The organism is Rufibacter latericius, from assembly GCF_003721515.1.
Classification (GTDB): domain Bacteria; phylum Bacteroidota; class Bacteroidia; order Cytophagales; family Hymenobacteraceae; genus Nibribacter; species Nibribacter latericius.
This window is the reverse complement of sequence record NZ_RJJD01000003.1, coordinates 345,493-364,804: the sequence shown is the minus strand read 5'-3', so window position 1 is coordinate 364,804 and position 19,312 is coordinate 345,493. Positions and strand designations below refer to the sequence as shown.

General features: G+C 51.9%; 15 protein-coding genes. 12 read left to right on the top strand and 3 right to left on the bottom strand.

Going from position 1 to position 19,312, the window contains the following annotated elements:
- The first annotated feature begins 209 nt into the window (after nucleotides 1-209).
- Nucleotides 210-992, top strand: a complete 783-nt coding sequence (locus EFB08_RS07160) for a DUF5602 domain-containing protein (RefSeq protein WP_125077672.1) — start codon at nucleotides 210-212, stop codon at nucleotides 990-992.
- Nucleotides 993-1,166: 174 nt separating this feature from the next.
- Here EFB08_RS07160 and EFB08_RS07155 read toward each other — a convergent pair whose 3' ends face one another.
- Nucleotides 1,167-4,559: a DEAD/DEAH box helicase gene (locus EFB08_RS07155; RefSeq protein ID WP_123126250.1), complete on the bottom strand. Its 3,393-nt coding sequence runs from the start codon at nucleotides 4,557-4,559 to the stop codon at nucleotides 1,167-1,169.
- 193 nt (nucleotides 4,560-4,752) lie between these two features.
- On the opposite strand from EFB08_RS07155, the gene EFB08_RS07150 reads away from it, so the two are divergent.
- Nucleotides 4,753-6,978, top strand: a complete 2,226-nt coding sequence (locus tag EFB08_RS07150) for a M3 family metallopeptidase (RefSeq protein ID WP_123126249.1) — start codon at nucleotides 4,753-4,755, stop codon at nucleotides 6,976-6,978.
- A 302-nt stretch (nucleotides 6,979-7,280) separates the two neighbouring features.
- On the opposite strand, the gene msrB is transcribed toward EFB08_RS07150, so the two are convergent.
- Nucleotides 7,281-7,754 carry a peptide-methionine (R)-S-oxide reductase MsrB gene (msrB, locus tag EFB08_RS07140; RefSeq protein ID WP_123126247.1) on the bottom strand — a complete coding sequence of 158 codons (474 nt, stop codon included), beginning with the start codon at nucleotides 7,752-7,754 and terminating at the stop codon, nucleotides 7,281-7,283.
- A gap of 320 nt (nucleotides 7,755-8,074) precedes the next feature.
- On the opposite strand from msrB, the gene EFB08_RS07135 reads away from it, so the two are divergent.
- The 9 genes from EFB08_RS07135 to EFB08_RS07095 all read left to right on the top strand — a co-directional run bounded on the left by EFB08_RS07135 (nucleotide 8,075) and on the right by EFB08_RS07095 (nucleotide 16,595).
- Nucleotides 8,075-9,631: a DUF3943 domain-containing protein gene (locus tag EFB08_RS07135; protein ID WP_123126246.1), complete on the top strand. Its 1,557-nt coding sequence runs from the start codon at nucleotides 8,075-8,077 to the stop codon at nucleotides 9,629-9,631.
- A gap of 241 nt (nucleotides 9,632-9,872) precedes the next feature.
- On the top strand, nucleotides 9,873-10,307 hold the full coding sequence (locus EFB08_RS07130; protein WP_123126245.1) for a hypothetical protein: 435 nt from the start codon (nucleotides 9,873-9,875) through the stop codon (nucleotides 10,305-10,307).
- Nucleotides 10,308-10,405: 98 nt separating this feature from the next.
- Nucleotides 10,406-10,831, top strand: coding sequence for a hypothetical protein (locus EFB08_RS07125; protein ID WP_123126244.1), 426 nt, complete (start codon nucleotides 10,406-10,408; stop codon nucleotides 10,829-10,831).
- 126 nt (nucleotides 10,832-10,957) lie between these two features.
- A complete protein-coding gene (locus EFB08_RS07120) occupies nucleotides 10,958-11,755 on the top strand; it encodes a HipA family kinase (protein WP_123126243.1) in 798 nt (265 codons plus the stop codon).
- Nucleotides 11,733-12,116: a DUF3037 domain-containing protein gene (locus EFB08_RS07115; RefSeq protein ID WP_123126242.1), complete on the top strand. Its 384-nt coding sequence runs from the start codon at nucleotides 11,733-11,735 to the stop codon at nucleotides 12,114-12,116. The genes EFB08_RS07120 and EFB08_RS07115 overlap by 23 nt, the downstream gene beginning before the upstream one ends.
- A gap of 263 nt (nucleotides 12,117-12,379) precedes the next feature.
- Nucleotides 12,380-12,559, top strand: coding sequence for a hypothetical protein (locus EFB08_RS07110; protein ID WP_123126241.1), 180 nt, complete (start codon nucleotides 12,380-12,382; stop codon nucleotides 12,557-12,559).
- Between the two features lie 211 nt (nucleotides 12,560-12,770).
- A complete protein-coding gene (locus EFB08_RS07105) occupies nucleotides 12,771-14,258 on the top strand; it encodes a serine hydrolase (RefSeq protein ID WP_227006245.1) in 1,488 nt (495 codons plus the stop codon).
- A gap of 106 nt (nucleotides 14,259-14,364) precedes the next feature.
- Complete coding sequence (locus EFB08_RS07100; RefSeq protein ID WP_123126240.1) at nucleotides 14,365-15,885, top strand: sensor histidine kinase; 1,521 nt, start codon at nucleotides 14,365-14,367, stop codon at nucleotides 15,883-15,885.
- Between the two features lie 14 nt (nucleotides 15,886-15,899).
- Complete coding sequence (locus EFB08_RS07095) at nucleotides 15,900-16,595, top strand: LytR/AlgR family response regulator transcription factor (protein ID WP_227006244.1); 696 nt, start codon at nucleotides 15,900-15,902, stop codon at nucleotides 16,593-16,595.
- A gap of 347 nt (nucleotides 16,596-16,942) precedes the next feature.
- On the opposite strand, the gene EFB08_RS07090 is transcribed toward EFB08_RS07095, so the two are convergent.
- Entirely contained in the window at nucleotides 16,943-18,022 is a 1,080-nt protein-coding gene (locus tag EFB08_RS07090) for an SPL family radical SAM protein (protein WP_123126239.1), read from the bottom strand.
- A 201-nt stretch (nucleotides 18,023-18,223) separates the two neighbouring features.
- On the opposite strand from EFB08_RS07090, the gene EFB08_RS07085 reads away from it, so the two are divergent.
- Nucleotides 18,224-19,255, top strand: a complete 1,032-nt coding sequence (locus EFB08_RS07085) for a spore photoproduct lyase family protein (protein ID WP_123126238.1) — start codon at nucleotides 18,224-18,226, stop codon at nucleotides 19,253-19,255.
- Nucleotides 19,256-19,312: the final 57 nt, after the last annotated feature.

Genomic DNA, 19,312 nt, shown 5'->3' with positions numbered 1-19,312 from the left:
CCTTAAACCAAGCGGGGGGTTCCCCCTGCCTTGGTCCTGAAAGTCCCCCTTTCTTCGCCCTCCCTAAGAGGAGATTCCCGCCTTTCTCCTGACGTGCCTTGCGTTCAGGCTCTGTTTCATTCTATACTTCAGGAATCGCCCGGGCAGTAAGATGTACTATACTTTTTTCTGAACTGAACCGGCTTTCTCTACCAGAAAACCATGTCAACATGAATGCACATCTAATGAAAACCAAAACGCTTTTATGGTGCAGTGTTCTCCTGTGCCTGTCTTTGTTTACCACCTGCTCCGATGACGAAGAAGACGAAAACCGGGCCGGAACGTTCTATGGTCCGCAGATAGGAGTAGGGCAGGGGAATGCCAAAACCTGGGTCACCACTGATGAAGCAGGGGTCCCCACCTCCATCGGGGTGACTTTCTCTGAAGGTGCAATAAATGCCGCCGGGCTGGGCACAACCATGCGCATGTACATGCTTTCCCTTCCGCCGCAGGCAGAGCAGACGCTCTATGACCATGTCATGCTGGACTGGAACCCTCAGGGGCATGAACCTCCGGGATTGTACAACGTGCCTCACTTCGACCTTCATTTCTACATGATTCCCGAAGCCGAAGTAGCCGCCATTCAAGGAAGTCTTGAATTGGATGATACTCCCAATTCCCAGTTTATTCCGCAAAACTATATCCTTACCCCAGGAATAGTGCCCGGCATGGGAGCGCACTGGGTAGATGCCACTGACATGAACAATGCCCCGGGTAATTTCGCGAAGAACTTTATTTACGGTTCCTTTGAAGGGGAATACATCTTCCATGAACCCATGTTCACTTTGGCTTACTTGAGCACCCTGCCTGCGAAAGGTACCGAAACCATGAGCATTCCGCAGCCACCCAGTTACCAGAAGCCCGGGTTGTACCCTCAGAAATACAGCTACTCCTACAACAGCACCACCAAAGAATACACCATATCCTTATTGGAACTTACCTCCAAACCCTAAAAGCCAGCTTTAACAGAGTAATTGTGACTACTTTTCCAACGGTTTTACCGCCGCTTTCTTGAAAACGGCGGTAAAACAAAATGGATCTTTGGGCCTATTTTCCTGGTATGATTTCGTTTTAGGGCCTTTTTCTTAAAAGGAACGTCAAACCGGGAATTGCTTATTACCTTCCTGTTACCCTAGCAAGGCAAGCAATTCCTGTTTGCTCATGGTTTTGAGTAAGCCGCCGTCGGTTTTGATCAGGTCCTGCACCAGGTCTTTTTTAGTGGCCTGTAGTTTCATGATTTTCTCTTCCACGGTGTTAGGGCAAATCAGCCGGACGGCCACCACGTTTTTCTCCTGCCCAATGCGGTAGGTGCGGTCTATGGCCTGGTTTTCCACGGCGGGGTTCCACCACGGGTCTACCAGGTACACATAATCGGCGCGGGTAAGGTTGAGGCCAGTGCCGCCCGCCTTCAAACTGATGAGAAACACCCGTACGTCTTCCTGGTCCTGGAACGTGGCTACCGCTCCAGCCCGGTCCTTTGTCTGGCCGGTGAGCGTCACGAATTTGATGCCCCGCTTGGTCAACTCTTTCTGGATGAGTTCCAGCATGGACACGAACTGCGAGAACACCAGGATTTTGTGGTGGGGCGCTTTGCTCTCAATCTGTTCCAGGAGTACGGTCAGTTTGGCCGAGGCTTCGCCGGTAGAGGCTTCTTCGGGCAGCAGGGCGGGGGAATTGCAGATCTGACGCAATCGCGTGAGTCCGCGCAGCACGTGCATGGGGTTCTTCTGAATTTCCTCTTCAGCCTGGGCCGAGATAAACTCCCTGATCTCACGTTCATAGGCGGCGTAGGTCTGGCGCTGGCTGGTGCCCATCTCGCAGTACAGCACCATTTCGGTTTTCTCGGGCAGTTCTTTGGCTACATGCTCCTTGGTGCGCCTCAGCAGGAACGGACTGATCTTGCGCTGCAGTTCGGCGGCCCGTTTGTAGCTTTTGAACTGATCAATGGGTTTGGAGTAATGGTCCCGGAAGTAGCGCTTGTTGCCCAACAGACCGGGGCAGGCGAAGGAAAGCTGTCCGTAAAGGTCATAGGTGTTGTTTTCTAGCGGGGTGCCGGTGAGCACCAACCGATTTCTGGCCTGCAGCAGGCGCACGGCCCGGTACCGCTGCGACTCAGGGTTCTTGATGTTCTGTGACTCGTCCAGGATCACGTAGTTAAAGCGATACTCTTTCAGTAGCCCGATGTCTGAGAGCAAGGTGCCGTAGGTGGTCAACACCAGTTCGTAGGCGTCCAGGTCCTGCAGGCTATCTATCCGGTTGTTTCCGTAAACGGTCAAAATCTTGAGCGATGGCGCGAACAGGGCGGTTTCTTCCTGCCAGTTGAACAGGAGCGAGGTGGGCACCACCACCAGGTTGGTGTTGCGCGCGACTTTGCCCCGCTGCGAAAGCAGGAAGGCCAAAATTTGCACCGTTTTCCCCAAACCCATGTCATCGGCGAGGCAGCCGCCGAAGTTGAGCTCGTCCAGGAAGCTGAGCCAGTTCAAGCCTTGTTTTTGGTAATCGCGCAGGGTGGCGGTCAGGTCCTGCGGCACTTCCACTTCAGGAATGGCTTCGAAATTGGTCAGTTTGCGCCGGTAAAGGGCCAGTTCCTCGCGTACTTCCTGGCTCAGGACCTCGGTTTCGTAGAGTTCCTCAATTCCGGCGAAGTTCATTTTTGGGGTGCGCAGGCGTTCTCCCACTACCTCGGCAGCCCCGAAGAAGGATTGCAGTTTCTCTATCCATTCCTGCGGCAGAATGCCTTGGGTACCATCATCCAGTTGCACAAAGCGACTTTTGCTGCGCAGTGATTTATGCAGGTTTTTGAGGGAGGCCTTCTGCTTGCCAAACTGCACATCTAAGGAAGTATCGAACCAGTTGATGCCACTGGTGACCAGAATGGTGATTTTGGCTTTGTGTGCATTCAGGCGGTTCTGCTTGAGTTCTTTGAAGCCTAAAATAGTTATGTGGTGGTTCCGCCAGGTTTCAAAAGCCTCCAGAAACCAGTCCTCGGCCATAAACCGGTCCTTGTGCAGGTAAAAGCAGTCTAGGTGCAGTTGCTCTTTGAAAAGCGGGTGCTGCCGTAAGATGAGGGAGGTAAACTGCAACTCGGCTTCCCGGTCACGCACCACGGTGAAGGTGTTGCCCAGCACATCGGTGCCATAGATCTGCTTTCTGGAAAACACCGGAATCTCCACGTGCCCGTACCGCATCACCGGGGTCAACAGCACGAAATCCTCCGATTCAGATAAATAGATGATCTGCTCGCGGCCTTCGTCAAAGCCCTGTTCTTCCAGTTGCTGCGGGGTGGCCGGTTTCAGGAACGCGTACGACACCCGGATTTTGGCTTCCAGATTGGATAGGATGTTTTCCCGGAACTCCTCAAACTTAGAGGCGTGCACCAGCAGGTAATACCCGCGCTTTTGAAAAAAATCAATGACCCGGCGCAGGTCTGGGTTATGCAGTAAATACAAGCCGTTCTGGATTTGCAGAAAGTGCCCATATTTCAGTTGCAGGTTCTTCAGGGGAAAAGGGTGGTCCTCCAGAAGCAGTTGCGCGGTAATGGAGTAGAATTCATCTTTGACCTGTACGTCCAGCACCAGATCCAAAGGCGTTTTTTTCAGTTGAACCGGCGAAACGGAACTAGCCGTGATGTTGGCCGAAGCCTCGGGGTTGTGTTGGTACACCTCCAGGTTCAAGGGGTTGTGCACCAGTGCCTTCAACGCTTCAAGATCGGCCTCAGTGGGTTCGGTGTTGTAGTTGTTCTGGAACCGGGAAAGGGCCGTGAAAAACCGGAGTTCCTCGGGTTCGTTGGTTTTCCAGACAAAGTCCAGCGGGCTGAGGGCTTTCAACGGGTTCTTGATTTTACCCGTTTGGGTAGTGGCCGCCTCCAGCAACTCCACATTCAGGTGCTTGTAATATTTATGTTCTCCCAGCACCAGAATGTACTGGGTGTTTTCTTTCGGTTTGGCTCCCGAGGGTAGAAATGGCAGGCCTGTTTTGGGCACCAGTTTCTCTTTCAGAAGGGCCTGTGTTTCCTCGGTGACAGGTAAAAGCTCTGGAAGACGAGGCTTGATCTTCAGGGTCTTTTGGGCGTATTCCAGGGCAAAGTACTGGTCCAGGTCGGCTTCCTGTGCCAACCCGTACTCGGCTGCCAAAGGCTTTATCTTTTCGCGCCGAAGCTGATCGTCAAAGAATACCTTCAGGTCCTGTCGGTTCAGAAGAACCTGGAGCACCTGTGATTGGTGTGCGCACAATGCTCGTTTTGGAGCTCCGCAACCACAGGAAACCAGCAACCCGAAACGGTTCTGGACTACCGCCACCGTAGGAAAACGGCCGAACGGCGAGGTGCCTGAAATAGAGGCGGCATTCAACTCAATCTGCACCGGGTGTAGGTCAAAACCGATGGTGCCGCCTGCCATGGCCTCGGCTGAGGAATGTCGGGCGATGGTAGCGTAGGTGAGGGAAGCAACTGAAACCTCGGGTAAAAGATAGTCTGTGGGGTGAATGTTTTTTGCTACTGCTGCCTGTTCTCTGTCCGCCATGTTGCCCTGTGTTTCCAAACCCTGAAGATACGCATTTTAGGTGGTTTGACCTGCTTGGAGAAGGCCTCTCAAGGCAACGGTTGCCTAATGAAGGTGTTTTCCCCGATTCTGATGCTTTCCCTGCTTTTTCGTAACTTTAGGTTTATTACCCTTAAAACGCAGGGGATTGCTCCTGCCTGCAACGTCTCAATTTATGAACAACTCCTTTATACCTGCCAGAAAGAAACCTGGTTTCTTGGTCTTGCTGGCACTTGTGGGCTGTACCTCCACCCAGCCGCAACAACCCACCGCCACTGCACCTGCCACTCCGGCCGTTACCCAAACGCCTCAGGAACCAGAGAATTTGTTGTTAGCCAAATGGACGGGACCCTACGGAGGCGTACCAGCCTTTGACAAAATGAAACTATCCGATATCAAGCCGGCAATGGAAAAGGGCATGGCCCTGCACTTGGCAGATATCGAAGCCCTTGTGAATAATCCAGCCGCGCCCACGTTCGAAAACACCATTGTGCCCTATGAGAAAGCAGGTGAGGATTTAAGCCGGGCTTTTATTTACTACGGCATCTGGGGCAGCAATATGTCATCACCGGAGTACCGGAAGATTCAAGCCGAACTGGCCCCTAGAATCTCGGAATTCCGGTCGCAGATTTCACAAAACCCTAAGTTGTACCAGCGCATCAAGGCCGTGTATGACAACGCGCAGAAAACCCCGTTGGCTCCAGACCAGCAGCGGGTGGTGCAATTGATTCATGAGGAGTTCGCCATGGAAGGAGCGGGCCTTAGTCCCGAAGCCAAACAGCGCTACGCCGCCATCAACAAGGAGCTGTCCTCGCTGTACACTTCTTATGGGAACAATGTGCTCGCCGATGAAGAGAAATACGTGACCTACATTACCAAAGACCAACTGGGTGGTTTGCCGGAGTCGTTCGTGAAGGCCGCTGCCAAAGCCGCCGCTGACAACGGCAAGCCAGACATGTACGCCATCACCAACACCCGGTCTTCCATGGACCAGTTCCTGACGTATTCTGATAACCGTGCCCTGCGCGAGAAAGTCTGGAACACCTATTATTCCCGCGGCGACAACGGCGATGCGAACGACAACAACAAGAACATCACCCGTATTCTGGAGCTGCGTGATGAACGCGTGAAATTGCTGGGCTATGACACCTACGCCGACTGGCGCCTGCAGAACCGCATGGCCAAGAACCCACAGAATGCCATGAACCTGATGAACGCCGTGTGGCCGGCGGCGTTGGCCCGGGTGAAGCAAGAGGTAAAAGACATGCAGGCCGTTGCCAATACCAGCGGCTCCAAAATCACCATTGCCCCTTGGGATTACCGCTACTACGCTGAGAAAGTGCGCCAGAAGAAGTATGCTCTGGACTCTGATGAAGTGAAGCAGTACTTAGAATTAGGCAATCTCACCCAGGCCATCTTCTTTACCGCCGGTGAGCTGTTCAACTTCTCGTTTAAGCCAGTTCCCGCCGGATCAGTACCCGTGTTCCACGAAGATGTGAAAGTGTGGGAGGTAACCGATAAAACCACCGGGGCGCATATTGGCTTGTGGTACCTGGACCCATTTGCGCGTCCGGGCAAACGTTCGGGGGCCTGGGCCTCGCAGTACCGCAGCTTCTCTACGTTTGATGGCAAGAAGACGGTGCTGGCCTCTAACAACTCCAACTTCATTAAGCCCGCACCCGGCGAGCCGGTGCTGGTTTCCTGGGACGATGCTACCACGTTTTTCCATGAGTTTGGGCACGCGCTTCATTTCTTGGCCTCTAACGTGAAGTATCCAACCCTGAACAGCGGCGTTCGTGACTATACTGAGTTCCAGAGCCAGTTGCTGGAACGCTGGTTGTCTACCGACAAGGTCATTAACCAGTTCCTGAAGCACCATAAAACCGGCAAGGTGATGCCACCAGAGTTGGTAGCCAAGATCAAGAAGGCCGCTACGTTCAACCAAGGCTTCGAAACGACTGAGTTTCTGGCTTCAGCGTTGATGGACATGAAGTTCCACACCGTTCCAGACCCGACCGGCTTGGACCCTGACAAATTTGAACGCGAAACGCTGGCGGCCCTCAACATGCCCAAAGAGGTAGTGATGCGTCACCGATCGCCCCACTTTACCCACGTATTCTCCGGCGAAGGCTATGCCACCGGCTACTACGGTTACCTCTGGGCCGATGTCCTGACGGCAGATGCCGCCGAAGCCTTTGAGGAAGCCCCGGGCGGTTTCTATGACAAGGAAGTGGCGGCAAAACTAGTGAAATACCTTTTCGCCCCGCGCAACTCCATGGACCCTGCCGAAGCGTACCGCCTGTTCCGCGGCCGTGACGCCAAGATAGACGCACTCATGCGTGACCGGGGATTTCCGGTTCCTAGCCAGAAAACGTCTACTCAAAAGACTTCTAAGAAGTAGTAGCCACTAAGAAGTAGTAGCTACTTCAAAAGGTAAATGCCCCATGTATTTCCTATAAAAGGGAAATGCATGGGGCTTTTGCTTTACCCAAGGTTATCTTTTCCTAATCCCATTTCATCACCCTGCAAAGGGGGAAGGGGATGACAAAGGGCAGTTGAGGAATCGGAAAGCAGTTGGTAAGAAGTAAATCAATTCTGTTCTCAGAAGTGCCAAGATCAGTAGGAGTAATCACCCCTAACTCATTCAAAGGAGGATTAAAGGCGTACTCGTTTTTCATAGGATACCCATTGTGGCATACATTCTCAGGCATTTTCTTCCCCTTTTCCAGAAACTGCCTCTAATCTGACTAAACTTTCTGAGTTGATGCAGTAGCGCAAGCCGTGAGGCGGAGGTCCATCCGGGAAGACATGGCCCAGGTGTCCGTCACAGACATTGCACTGCACTTCTACCCGATGCATGTGGTGCGTGTCATCGAAAAGATACTTGAGGGCGCTTTTGGTAAGCGGTTGGGTAAAACTGGGCCACCCCGAAATGGCGTGGTATTTCTGGGAAGAATCGAAGAGGAGGTTTCCGCAACCGGCGCAGGCATACACCCCGGGTTCATAGGAGCGGCAATAGGCATTTCGGTACGGCGATTCTGTTTCCTTAAGCCTTAAAATCCGGAACTGGGCAGGGGTAAGAATTTGCTGCCAATCCAGTTCGGTTCTCTCCACGCGGGTGGCTGGCTCCGGGTTGCTGTACTTGGCATATTTGATTACGTCACTCCACCGGATCATGTTAGGTCTGTTTGAGTAGGGAAGATGCCTGTTTAAACAGGTTTTGTAGGACCGAGGTTGCTGTTGTTTTTGGCTGAGGAAAACCGGGGAGAAACAAACAAAAGTTTCAATTCCCTTTTAGGGCTAATTTTCTGAAAACAAGGCTAAAACAAACGCTCGCAGCTTTTCGGTTAGGTTTAAAGGATTGCCGCACCTATAGGAAGTACTACTTTTCTCAGGTTTTGCCGTATGACGCGTGTAGGTACAAGAAATTATCTTGGTTTTAGGATTATTTCCTGCCCCAACTTTCCAGGGTTTCCTGCCCATGTTACGTGCTCTGTATGAACTATAAACTTATTCTCTTTTTTTTATTTTGGGTAACGGTCTCTAAGGCCCAGGTAATTACGGCCCCAGACTCCATAAAGCCGGGGCGGGGCAACCGCGAGGAGCAACTCCAACGCATTAAGGAACGCAAGAAAAGCCTTTTCACCGAGGCACCCGGTGGCACCGAGCCCGCTACCGCCTTCCTGCTTGACACCACCCTTTTCAATAAATACGGAGACCTGCTCCACGATGATCCGGAGTACAACAAGCGGCAACCCCTCTGGAAACCTACCGCCCAGGTCATCGGGGTCAATGCTCTTTTTATGGGGTACAATCGCTATGTGGCCAAGGCTGAATACGGCTACGTGAGTCCCAGTACCTGGAGAACCAACCTTAAATCAAAGCCTGAGTGGGACACCGATGAGTTCGGAATCAACTTCATCGGGCACCCGTACCAAGGGACGCTGTACTTCAACGCCGCCCGTTCACAAGGGTACAATTACTGGCAATCGCTGCCGTTTGCCGTGGGCGGAAGCCTAACCTGGGAGTACCTGGGCGAGAACACGCTGCCTTCTTACAATGACATGATTTATACCCCGCTGAACGGCGCGGCGCTTGGTGAGATTCTGTACCGGTTGAGTTCTAACATACTGGATGATAGAACCAGGGGCAGAGAACGGGCGGTGCGCGAGATTGCCGCCGGTTTGGTGAACCCCGTTCGGGGCCTGAACCGTCTGTTACAGGGGAAAACCTTCCAGGTCACCAACAAAGAGGTGTACGAGAAGGAACCCATCAACATCACCTTGTTTGCCGGGGTGCACCGTCAGAACGAAAAGCAGGACGATGTCTTCGGCCCCGCCGATACCAAGGGCATGCTCAACGTGCAGCTGGATTACGGAAACCCGTTTGAGTTGCAGAAACGCAAACCCTTTGATTTATTCCGGATAAGGGCGGAGTTCAGCAAGGGTGGAGAAGACACCAAAGCGGGCACCATCAACAACATCACGGGTTATGGCATTTTATGGGGCAAAAACGGAAAACTAGGTAAGTTGGATCTGCTCTCGGGCGTTTTTCAGTATTATGACTACTGGAACACCCGGAACTTTGACTTGGGAGCTCTGGGCTTCGGGGGAGGCGTGTTTAGCCGTTTGCCCATCACAAACCAACTGAACCTGTACACCAATGCGCACTTGGGCGTAATTCCGCTGGCGGGCAACAGCACCCGCTTCGCCCCAGATGAAAACGGTCTCCGCGACTATGTCTATACCACCGGTCTGCACAGTAAAGTGGAAAGCACCCTGAGCTTGGGAAGGTACGCCACCGCCGCCTTTGTGTACTACCATTACTGGTTGAAGACATTTGAGGGGCTGGAAGGCAGCAATTCCATCGGGATCATTCGGCCGAGGGTCACGGTGCAGGTGTACAAAAACCTGAGTCTGGGGTACGAGCATTTCGGGTATACCACCAACCGCCGGTTAGAGGAATTTTCCACGCAGCGCGCGGTCATCACCGACCAGAAAATCTTCCTCCAACTTTTCCTCCAGGATCCCCAACGGAAAGGGCGGTATAACTAAAGCCTGGGATTGAGGGTGAATTCTGTTTTAGGCATGTTTTAAACAAAACGGGCTTAAAAGGGAATCGGCATTAAGCCCGAGGGAAATATGGGCCTAACTAAGTAGGCAAAGTGGTTGCGGCGAAGGGCTCAGAAAGCAGGTCCGGTCCGAATTCTTGATGTACAACTTAAAGCCGTACCTTTGGCGTTTACTTTGAAACGCATTGCCCCAAGTGGGCAGCCAGCCTTCTTAGCCCAAATCCATGAAAGTAATAGGCAACATTCTTGACATCTCCACGCAGCGCGACAGCCGGCATCAGAACATAGAAGTCTACCTTGACGACATTGAATACCTGACCAGCAAGAAAGACGGCCGCTACTATCAGGATTTTGAGTACCTGGTGGAACTGGAAACCCCTCTGGTCATCACCGGCGACTGCCTGGCCCGGGTCAGCGGCAAGAAACCCCAGGACGGCGAATACGAGTTCAAGGTGTTTGACAGGGAAGGGGAGGAGTACGTGCATAATCCTGCCAAGCAGTTGTTCTTAACCCTGGAATATGACTTTGACGAAGATTTAATTATTCTGTCCTCGGCTTACTATTCGGTGACCTTGCCCAACGATGAATTTGAGAAGTTCAGGACCGAGCAAGAGAAAGAAAAATCCAGAAAGAACTGGAAAGGCCGTAAGAAAAGCTAGAAAACTGGAAAATAACGTTTGGGCCTAGACCGAGTAAAACCTAGGTAGAACGTTTTTCTGAAACGTGCCTCAGCGAACGGAAACTTGGAAAAGAAAACATGGAAGCCCTGGCCCTGCAAGTTCTTTATGAGGATGAGGTTATCCGGATACAGTTAGAAAGGCCTGCCGCTATGCTGCAGTTCACGTTTCTGCAACAGCCCACCACGGAGCAGTTCAGGAACGGCTACCAGTTGGCCATTGACCGAGCCCAGGCAAAAGGAATAAAGCTGTGGCTCACCGATGCCCAAAAAATCAAAGTCATGCTTCCGGAAAACCAAGCCTGGCTAAAGCAAAACATGGCGCCATTGTTCACCTCCTTCCAGCTCCGTAAATTCGCTATCGTTATGGCCCCTGAATGCTTTGTCATGACCAACCCCAATAAAGTGTACGAAAAGCCTGCTTCTGAGAAAGAAGCACCTTCGGCCTGGAACATCAAAGTGCACTTTGACAAGGAGGCCGCGCTTGAATGGCTTCTGAATGACTAAGGCTTTTAGGCTACCTTCGTCTTTTTCCGTAAACAGAGAGTTCAACCCAGTAAACTGGTAAATTTGCCGGGCAGTACCGCTTTGGTTCGTGCCCGGTACCAGTCCATGTTTAGTAGATTATCCTTTATGAACGATACGCAACCAGAGCTAAGAAACGTCAATGTGGTGCGGTACGTGACCCCGCTGCGCGAAGGCGGTTCTCTGCCGGCTATTGTAGAGGCTGACGATGAGTTCCTCTATGTGCTCAAATTCAGGGGGGCCGGACAAGGCGTGAAAGCCCTTATTGCCGAGCTGGTGGCAGGTGAAATTGCCCGCCTGCTGGGTTTACGCATTCCGGAGCTGGTTTTCGCAAACCTGGACGAAAGCTTCGGGCGCACGGAGCCAGACGAGGAAATCCAGGACCTGCTCCGCTTCAGCGAGGGCCTCAACCTGGGGCTCCATTACCTGTCAAAAGCCATCACCTTTGATGCCCTGGTGACCACCGTTGATGCGAAGCTGGCCTCTCAGATTGTGTGGCTGGACTGCCTCATTACTAACGTAGACCGCACGGCCCGCAACACCAACATGCTCATGTGGCACAAGGAACTGTGGCTCATAGACCACGGCGCGGCCTTTTACTTTCACCATTCCTGGAACAACTGGCAGGAGCAGGCCAAGCGTCCGTTTGCCCAGATCAAAGACCATGTGCTGTTGCCTCAGGCCACCGAGTTAGAAGCCGTAAACGCTGCCTACAAAGAGATTCTTACGCCCGATAGAATCCAATCCATCGTATCTTTGATCCCGGAAGATTGGCTCACCGGAGATTCACCTTTTGCCTCTGCCCAAGAGCATCGGCAGGCGTACGCCCAGTTCCTGGAGACCCGTTTGGCCCATACAGAAATTTTTGTCAACGAAGCGAAAAATGCAAGAAAAGCACTTATTTGAGTACGCCGTGGTAAGGGTGGTTCCGTGCGTGGAACGCGAGGAGTTTCTCAATGTAGGTGTCATTCTCTACTGTTCTGCCCGGGGCTTCCTACAAACCGTTTTCCACTTAAACGAGGCGCGGCTACAGGCCTTTGCCGGACCCGTAGAACTCGCCGAACTTCAGGACCGTCTGGAAGCTTTTCAGCGCATCTGTTCCGGCGGGAAAAACGGGGGCACTATTGGCCAGTTCCCCCTGGCTTCGCGTTTTAGGTGGCTCACCGCCACCCGCAGCACCATTGTCCAGACCTCTCCCGTTCACCCCGGTTTGTGTACCGATCCGCAGGAAACCCTTCAGCGCCTTTACCACCAACTGGTGCTGTAAGCCAGGAGAACGGCTTTAAGCATTCTTTCCGTTTAGGGCCTGTTTTACGAAAACAGGCCCTAAACGGAAATGCCTTCGTTTTGAATTACTGAGCCAAAAACGGTGTTCTTCTCCTGCAGCCACGCCAAGTAAAGGGAGATGTTAGATCTAAAATTATCCAACTTCTGGGCTGGCGTTTAGGGCCTGTTTTTGAGAAATCGTCACCAAACCTGGGCTGAAGTCCGGGTTTAAAAGGGAGGCTTCTTTCCTGTAAAGTATAACGTATGAAAATGACCGAAGAGGAATTTGATGATAAGTTGGTAGAGACCCTGGATGCTTTCCTGGTTTCCATGGCCGAAAGTGAAGACGTTAACCTTGATAAATTTTACACCATGACGTGCCTGTTGGAGAACCTTCGGTTTTTCAGTCCGGTGTTGTACTCAGCCCTGAAAGCGAAGGAATAGCTTTCGGGGCTTTGCCTTTCTACTCCTTTTTTCGGGCGTTCTGTCCGCAAAAAACCTCTAATTCTTTCTGATTTTTCTTGATTTTGGTAGGTGCTGAAGCATCTGTCCCATTTTCCTGCCTGTTCATCACATTTCTTTTTTGATGCAGGAAAAGCTTTCTACTCTTGCCCATGCTTAGTTCTGGTTGTTTCAAAATCAAACACTTACTACTATGGGAACTTACCAAATCACCCCGTTTTCCTTTCTGAAATCCCTCCGGAAAGAATCCCTGCTTAGCGGTAGCTTCTTTCTGCTTTCTCTGGGGGGACTGGCCCCTTTCGGTTGTACCCAAAAACCACACCTAGCCCAAACCGCTTCCTTTGTTTCTTCAGAAGCTTTTACAAGTTCTTCCTTAGATCTCGAACGGATTGAATTTGCCGCCAATGTCATCGCCGATAATCATTTATCAGAGGGCCTGATGCCCGGCATGAGCCTGGCCGTGGCTAAAAACGGGAAAGTGGCCTTTGAACGAGGCTACGGCCTAGCCGATGTAGAAAACCAGGTAGACGCCGGTCCCGAAACCGTATACAAGGTGGGTTCGCTCACGAAGCAGTTCACCGCCGCTCTTGTCATGCGGTTGGTAGAGGCAGGAAAAATATCCTTGGAAGACCCCATCAGCAAGTACCTACCCGAATATCACACCGAAGGAAAACAGGTAACGGTGCGGTACCTATTAAACCATCCTTCAGGCATTAAAAGCTCTCGGGTTATGGCCGAGGAAAACCAACAGCGCTTCCCAGGAGATCTCACTTACGAGCATACGGTGAATTTCTCTGTGGCGCAGCCATTTGATTTTGCCCCAGAGCAAAAGTATGAGAACAACAACCTGGCTTATTATCTGCTGGGCGAGATCATCTGTCAGGTGACTGGCCAACCTTATGCGCAATACGTGGAGGAAGAACTTTTGCAGCCGCTTCAACTCCAGAAAACTTGTTTCTGCGATGACCAAAATGTGATCCAGAACGGGGCGAAAGGATATGAGTACGAAGAAGGCAAACTGGTGAACGCACGCCCTCTCAGCATGCAAGTGACCGGTTCAACCGAGGCTCTTTGCTCTACTCTGGGTGACCTTATCAAATGGACACACCTGCTTCACAGCGGACAAGTGGTGTCTCAAGCGTCGTTGCGGCAGATGGTGACGCCCACGGTCCTTACCGGAGGAGATACCGTGGGGTACGGCTTTGGGTTGCAGGTAGATGAACTGGACGGCTATTCGCAGGTTTCTCACAGCTGGGTAGCCAACGGTTTTTCCTCGGTGCTGGCGTATTACCCAGAAGAAGGTATCACCGTGGCGGTGCTCACCAACTCCTCTAAAGGAAAACCACAGGAGGTAGCCAAAGCCCTGGGGCGGGCAGCACTAGGTGTTTCGGTGCAAGACCTTCCTTTGCCGCCCCAGGAGTTGGCCCGATACAGGGGTACCTACACGTATCAATCTGGCCAGAAGTTGCACGAGATACGGGTATTTAGAGAGGAAGGAAAGTTAAAGGCGCAACTGGCAGGCGGCAAACCGTTCCGGCTCTGGTACCAGGGAAATCATGTGTTCATCCCAGATGTGAACGACGATTTGCGCATAGCCTTTGATTTGAAAGATGGTCGGGCACAGGGGTTCAGGATGCACGAAGGCCGTTGGGAGGTGACGCCTGCCAAACGGAAATCGTAGTCCGCCTCGGCCTGGCGTGGGCGTTCATCACATTTTCGGCGGCACTCGTCACTTTTTTTATTTTCCAATCGGGCATTGCCCTATCATTGTTTTAAAATTCTGAGCCATGAATGACCTCGTCAATAATCCTTCGTACCTCAAAAGAGTAGAGTTCTGGGGCGCCACCACCATCTTCGTCTTTGCGGTCTTCTTTTTGACCACCATCTCCCACGGGCCAGACCAGCATCGGTTTGAGGAGGCGGGGATTCCGTTTTACTACTACCAGGACTACTTCTTCCCGCGGCTCATTCGCTATACGCTCCTGTACCTGGGATTCCTGGTGCTCAACTTCAAAGTCATTCCCCGGCTTCTGGAGAAAGAAGGCTTAGTAAAGAACATTCTGGCGGTGCTGGCGCTGTTTCTGTTGGTAGGGCTGGTGTTTGGCATCACCGATACGTACTCTAAAAACTACATCTTTAACCGGTACGCCTCGGAGGACGAGGCCTACCAGGCCATTTTCCAGGGGAGCTATTTCTACGCATTCAGGTTGCTGCTGCTTATCGGGTTCTACTCTTTTATAAAATTCGTTGGGCTGTACCTGCTGTCCAGTTCAGAGGTTATCCAATCTAAGTACCGCCTCATTACCCGCGACGGCCTGGCCGCTTTTGTGATCTGGATGATCAGTATGTTTCTCTTGATGGTAGTGGATGCCGAAGGGGAGTTGATTTTGGGTTGGGGCATTGTGGGACCTAGCAGTATCCTGCTTTACTGCTACTCGTTTTATGCCCTTATTCCTAAATCTCTGCCTAAAAAGAAACCCTTCAGAGCGTATGTGGGAAAAGCGGTTCTGGTACTGATTGCCTCACTCGTTCCCATCGGGTTTCTGGCGCTGCTTTTGGTACAGGGTAATGTACAGGATAATGAGTTTGCCTTCTTGATTGCGATTTTCAATGTTTTCTTTCAGTTACTCATCACAGTGCCTGTTTCCTGGGTACTGTTCAAGCGCCAGATGCAGGGCAACGCCGAGATCCACGTGCTCAAGCAGGAACTGGGCCAGTCAACCGCCAACTTTGACTTCCTTCGCTCGCAGATCAACCCGCATTTTCTGTTCAACGCGTTGAATACGATCTATGGCACCGCCATCCAGGAAAACGCCGAGCGCACAAGTGAAGGCGTGGAAAGGCTGGGCAACATGATGCGGTTCATGCTGCAGGAGAATCTGCAGGAAAGAATATCGCTGGTGCGCGAAGTGGAGTACCTGGAGAATTACATCAGCTTCCAGCGCCTCCGTACCGATGAGAGCCCCAGCGTGCGCATCACGGCCCAGATAGAGCAACCCATTGGCCCCGTTCAGATCTCGCCCATGCTGCTGATTCCGTTCGTAGAGAATGCGTTTAAGCATGGCATTAGCTTCCGGGAGCCTTCGCACATCAACATCACGCTGGAGGTGAAAGAGAAGACCCTGTACTTTGACGTGCACAACAGCAAGCATGACAAGCAGGGCACCGATCCCGAGAAAGACAAGAGCGGCATCGGACTGGTGAACGTCCGGCAGCGCCTGCAACTCCTGTACCCGGGCCGGCACGAACTTATTATCCGGGAAACCGGGAAAGAGTTTTTTGTACACCTTACCTTGCAGGTGTCTTAGTTTCGGGTACTTGTATGTCTGTTTCTTCTATGAAAGCCATTGCCATTGACGATGAGCCCATTGCCCTGGAGATTGTAAGGTCGCATGCGTCCAAGGTGCCTTTCCTGGATCTGAAGGCCGAGTTCACCGATGCGTTCAAAGCCTTGGAATTCCTGCAGAAAGAACCCATTGACCTGCTGTTCCTAGACATCAAAATGCCTGACATCTCCGGCATTGACTTTTTCAATTCCCTGAGCAAAAAACCATTGGTCATCTTCACCACCGCTTACTCAGAACATGCTGTTACCAGCTTTGAACTGGATGCCGTGGATTACCTCCTGAAGCCCTTCTCTCTGGCCCGCTTTATCAAAGGCTGCAACAAGGCGTTTGAGCTGTATAATTTCAGAAACGCCTCTGAAACGTCTGACCATTTGTACATCAAAACCGGCTACGAACAAATCAAGGTGCTTTTTGAGGACATCCTGTACCTGGAAGCCACGGGAAACTACGTCACCTTTGCCCTAAAAGACAAAAACGTCTTGTCCCGCAGCACCTTCCTGGAAGCCATTAACCTGCTGCCCCCAGATAAGTTCGTGCGCGTGCATCGGTCGTATGTAGTGGCGGTGAACAAGATTGAAAAAGTGGAACGGCACCAAGTCACCATTCACCAGAAAACCATCCCCTTGAGCGAAGCTTTCCGGCAGAGCCTTACGGCGTATCTGAGCCGGTAAAGGTTAGCAATTAAGCTTTGAACCTCCTTTCACGAAAACGGGCTATAAACCACATGATAATCTATTTGCCTGCTTTAGGGTGAAACCTCACTTTTGCCAAGGAATCAAAACGCATTCTGTCCCCCTTTGAAGGGGGTAGGGGGATGAATACTTCTGCAGGTCTTGGCATTTCTGAGATCTGATTTTATTTACTTCTCAGCAACTTCTTACCAGTTCTTTAAACGGCTTTGTCATTCCCCTACACCCTTCAAAGAGGGACGAAATGCGTGTAAGTGTTCATTTTCTACAAAGCAAAGGCCGGTAAGATGTTTCTTACCGGCCTTTGCTTTGTAGAAAATGAACACTCTTTACGTCCAGTAGAGGATAGGAGCTTGGGGGAAGCGGCTTTTTAATTGGCTGTAAAAATAGCTGCGTAGCATTTGCATGGTCTGGGAGTTGTACACGAACTTCTTGCCTCCGAATTTATTGTACTTAAGCGAGCGGGTACTCTCCTCGAAGTCAATCTGGGTGTTTGGGTACCACTCTTGTAGCAGCGCCTTGGAACCCGGCGTAAACCGATGGCTGATCAGCTCAAAGGTAATCTCACAGGGGAAATCAAGGGTTTGCTCCAGCCGGTCCAGCAGGTGGGTATAGTGGGCTTCCCAATCGGGCACGGGCATGATGGGGGCAATCACCAGGCCTACTTTATAGCCCCCGCCGCCTTCTGCTTTGGGTAGGGCCAATTTACGGATAGCAGCCAGTCGGGCTTCCATGGAAGCGGTGCCACCTTCCATCCGGCGCGAAATGAAGTCGGCGTTGAGGCTGATGCGGGGCTGGGTATTGCCATTATGCGCCAGGTTCAGCAAGCCGTCTACCTGGTCAAACTTGGAAACCCACCGCAGGTGCATGTTTTCCTGCTCGCCAAAGAACCGAATGGTCTCGGCCAGGCTGCCTGTGAGGTGTTCAATGCCCAGCGGATCTGTGTAACAACTGGCTTCAAACGTGGTGATCTCATTGGGCTTACTGTAGTGGGTCAGGTTCTCCAGGATGGTAGGCAGGTTGGCAAACGCCCTGATTACGGGAGGCCCTTGCAGGCTGCCCGCTAAGTAGCAGTACTGGCAATGGGCGGGGCAGCCTTCGGCCAGGTGGAACTGGTAATCAGCGGAAGGAGGGATGGGCTGTAACTTAAGCGCGCTGGGCGGAGCGGTCACAATGGCCAGGGTGCTTTTGGCTTTCCGGTAAGTTTCCCGCTCGTCCTCGCCCCGAAGGCCCACAAGCCGGTTGCTCTTCAATTCCTGCACTGGAATGCCTAGTGCTTTCACGCGCTCGTACATCTGCTGGCCCCAGGGTTCCTCCAGCGCTGCCGGCGTAATGAGCGCCTGTTTGGGCATCCATAGTTTAGATCGTATCTCGGGTTTTGGGGTTACTAACTCCTGAACTGCTTGCATGGAATGGCTTGTCATATGAAAGGTGTCGCAGCACGGGATAATAAGGCATAAAAGCCGCTTTTGCTGCTATCAGAACAACAAAATGGCCTTTGGTATGATTCAGTTTTAAGAATGTAAAAATGATTTTAATTATCTGATAATCAGTGTTATAAATAAAATTTTACCTGAACAAAAGGAGCTGAGTGGATGTTGTAAATACGTATGCAGAAATTCAATCCGTCTATCCTTCTTTACACGCCGGATGCCCTGAATGAGCGGGGGCAAAAGGCGTTGCTTACCTACCCAGAGGCTGTGGCTCAGCAGATTGTGCAGCATAACCGCCTGCCTCCCTTGGAGGGAAACCATTACCAGGTAAAATCAGATGTATTGGTGTTAGGTCGCCTTAAAACCTTGGTCTGCCGGGAAAGTGGCCGAAGCTCAGACTTTATTGCGCCTAGCCTGGCCAATGGCTGCATGGGGGCCTGTGCCTACTGCTACGTGGATCGCAACAAGCCCGTAAACCCCATTACGCTGTTCACCAATACAGAGGAGATTCTGGCGGCCGTGAACAAGCACGTGCAGAAACAGGTCTGGCCCAAGGTGCCCAACCAGACACACGCCACCTATTATACCTATGACATCGGGTGTAATTCTGATGTGTCCGTAGACGCTTCTATTTCAGACGGCGTGCAGACGGCGGTTCGTTTCTTCCGGGAGCACCCCAAGGCGTTTGCCACCTTTGCTACCAAGTTCGTGAACCCCGAAATGCTCACCTATGACCCGCAAGGCAAGACGCGCATCCGGTTCAGCCTTTTGCCCCAGAAGGTAAGCAAACTGGTAGACGTACGCACCGACAGCCTGCCCAAACGCCTGGCCGCCATCAATGACTTCTACCAGGCCGGGTATGACTTGCACGTGAATTTTTCCCCGGTGATTGTCTACGAGGGTTGGCTCCAGGACTACCGCGAACTGTTTGAGCAACTGAACGAATCGGTTCCCGAGAAGCTGAAGCAAACCATGGACTGTGAGGTCATTTTCCTTACTCACAACCAGTGGCAGCACGAGATCAATCTCTCCATCAACCCCAAAGCCGAGGAGATGATCTGGGCGCCGGCCATTCAGGAAACAAAGCAAAGCCAGTTCGGGGGCATCAACGTGCGGTACCAGTACCAAATGAAAGCCCGATGGATTCAAGAGTTCCGGGAGTTGCAGCAGGAAGTGATTCCTTGGTGTAAGATCCGCTACATTTTCTAACCGACGCCACCCTGTTGAAAAAGCCTCTGCCTGTTTAGCCAGAGGCTTTTTTGGCTG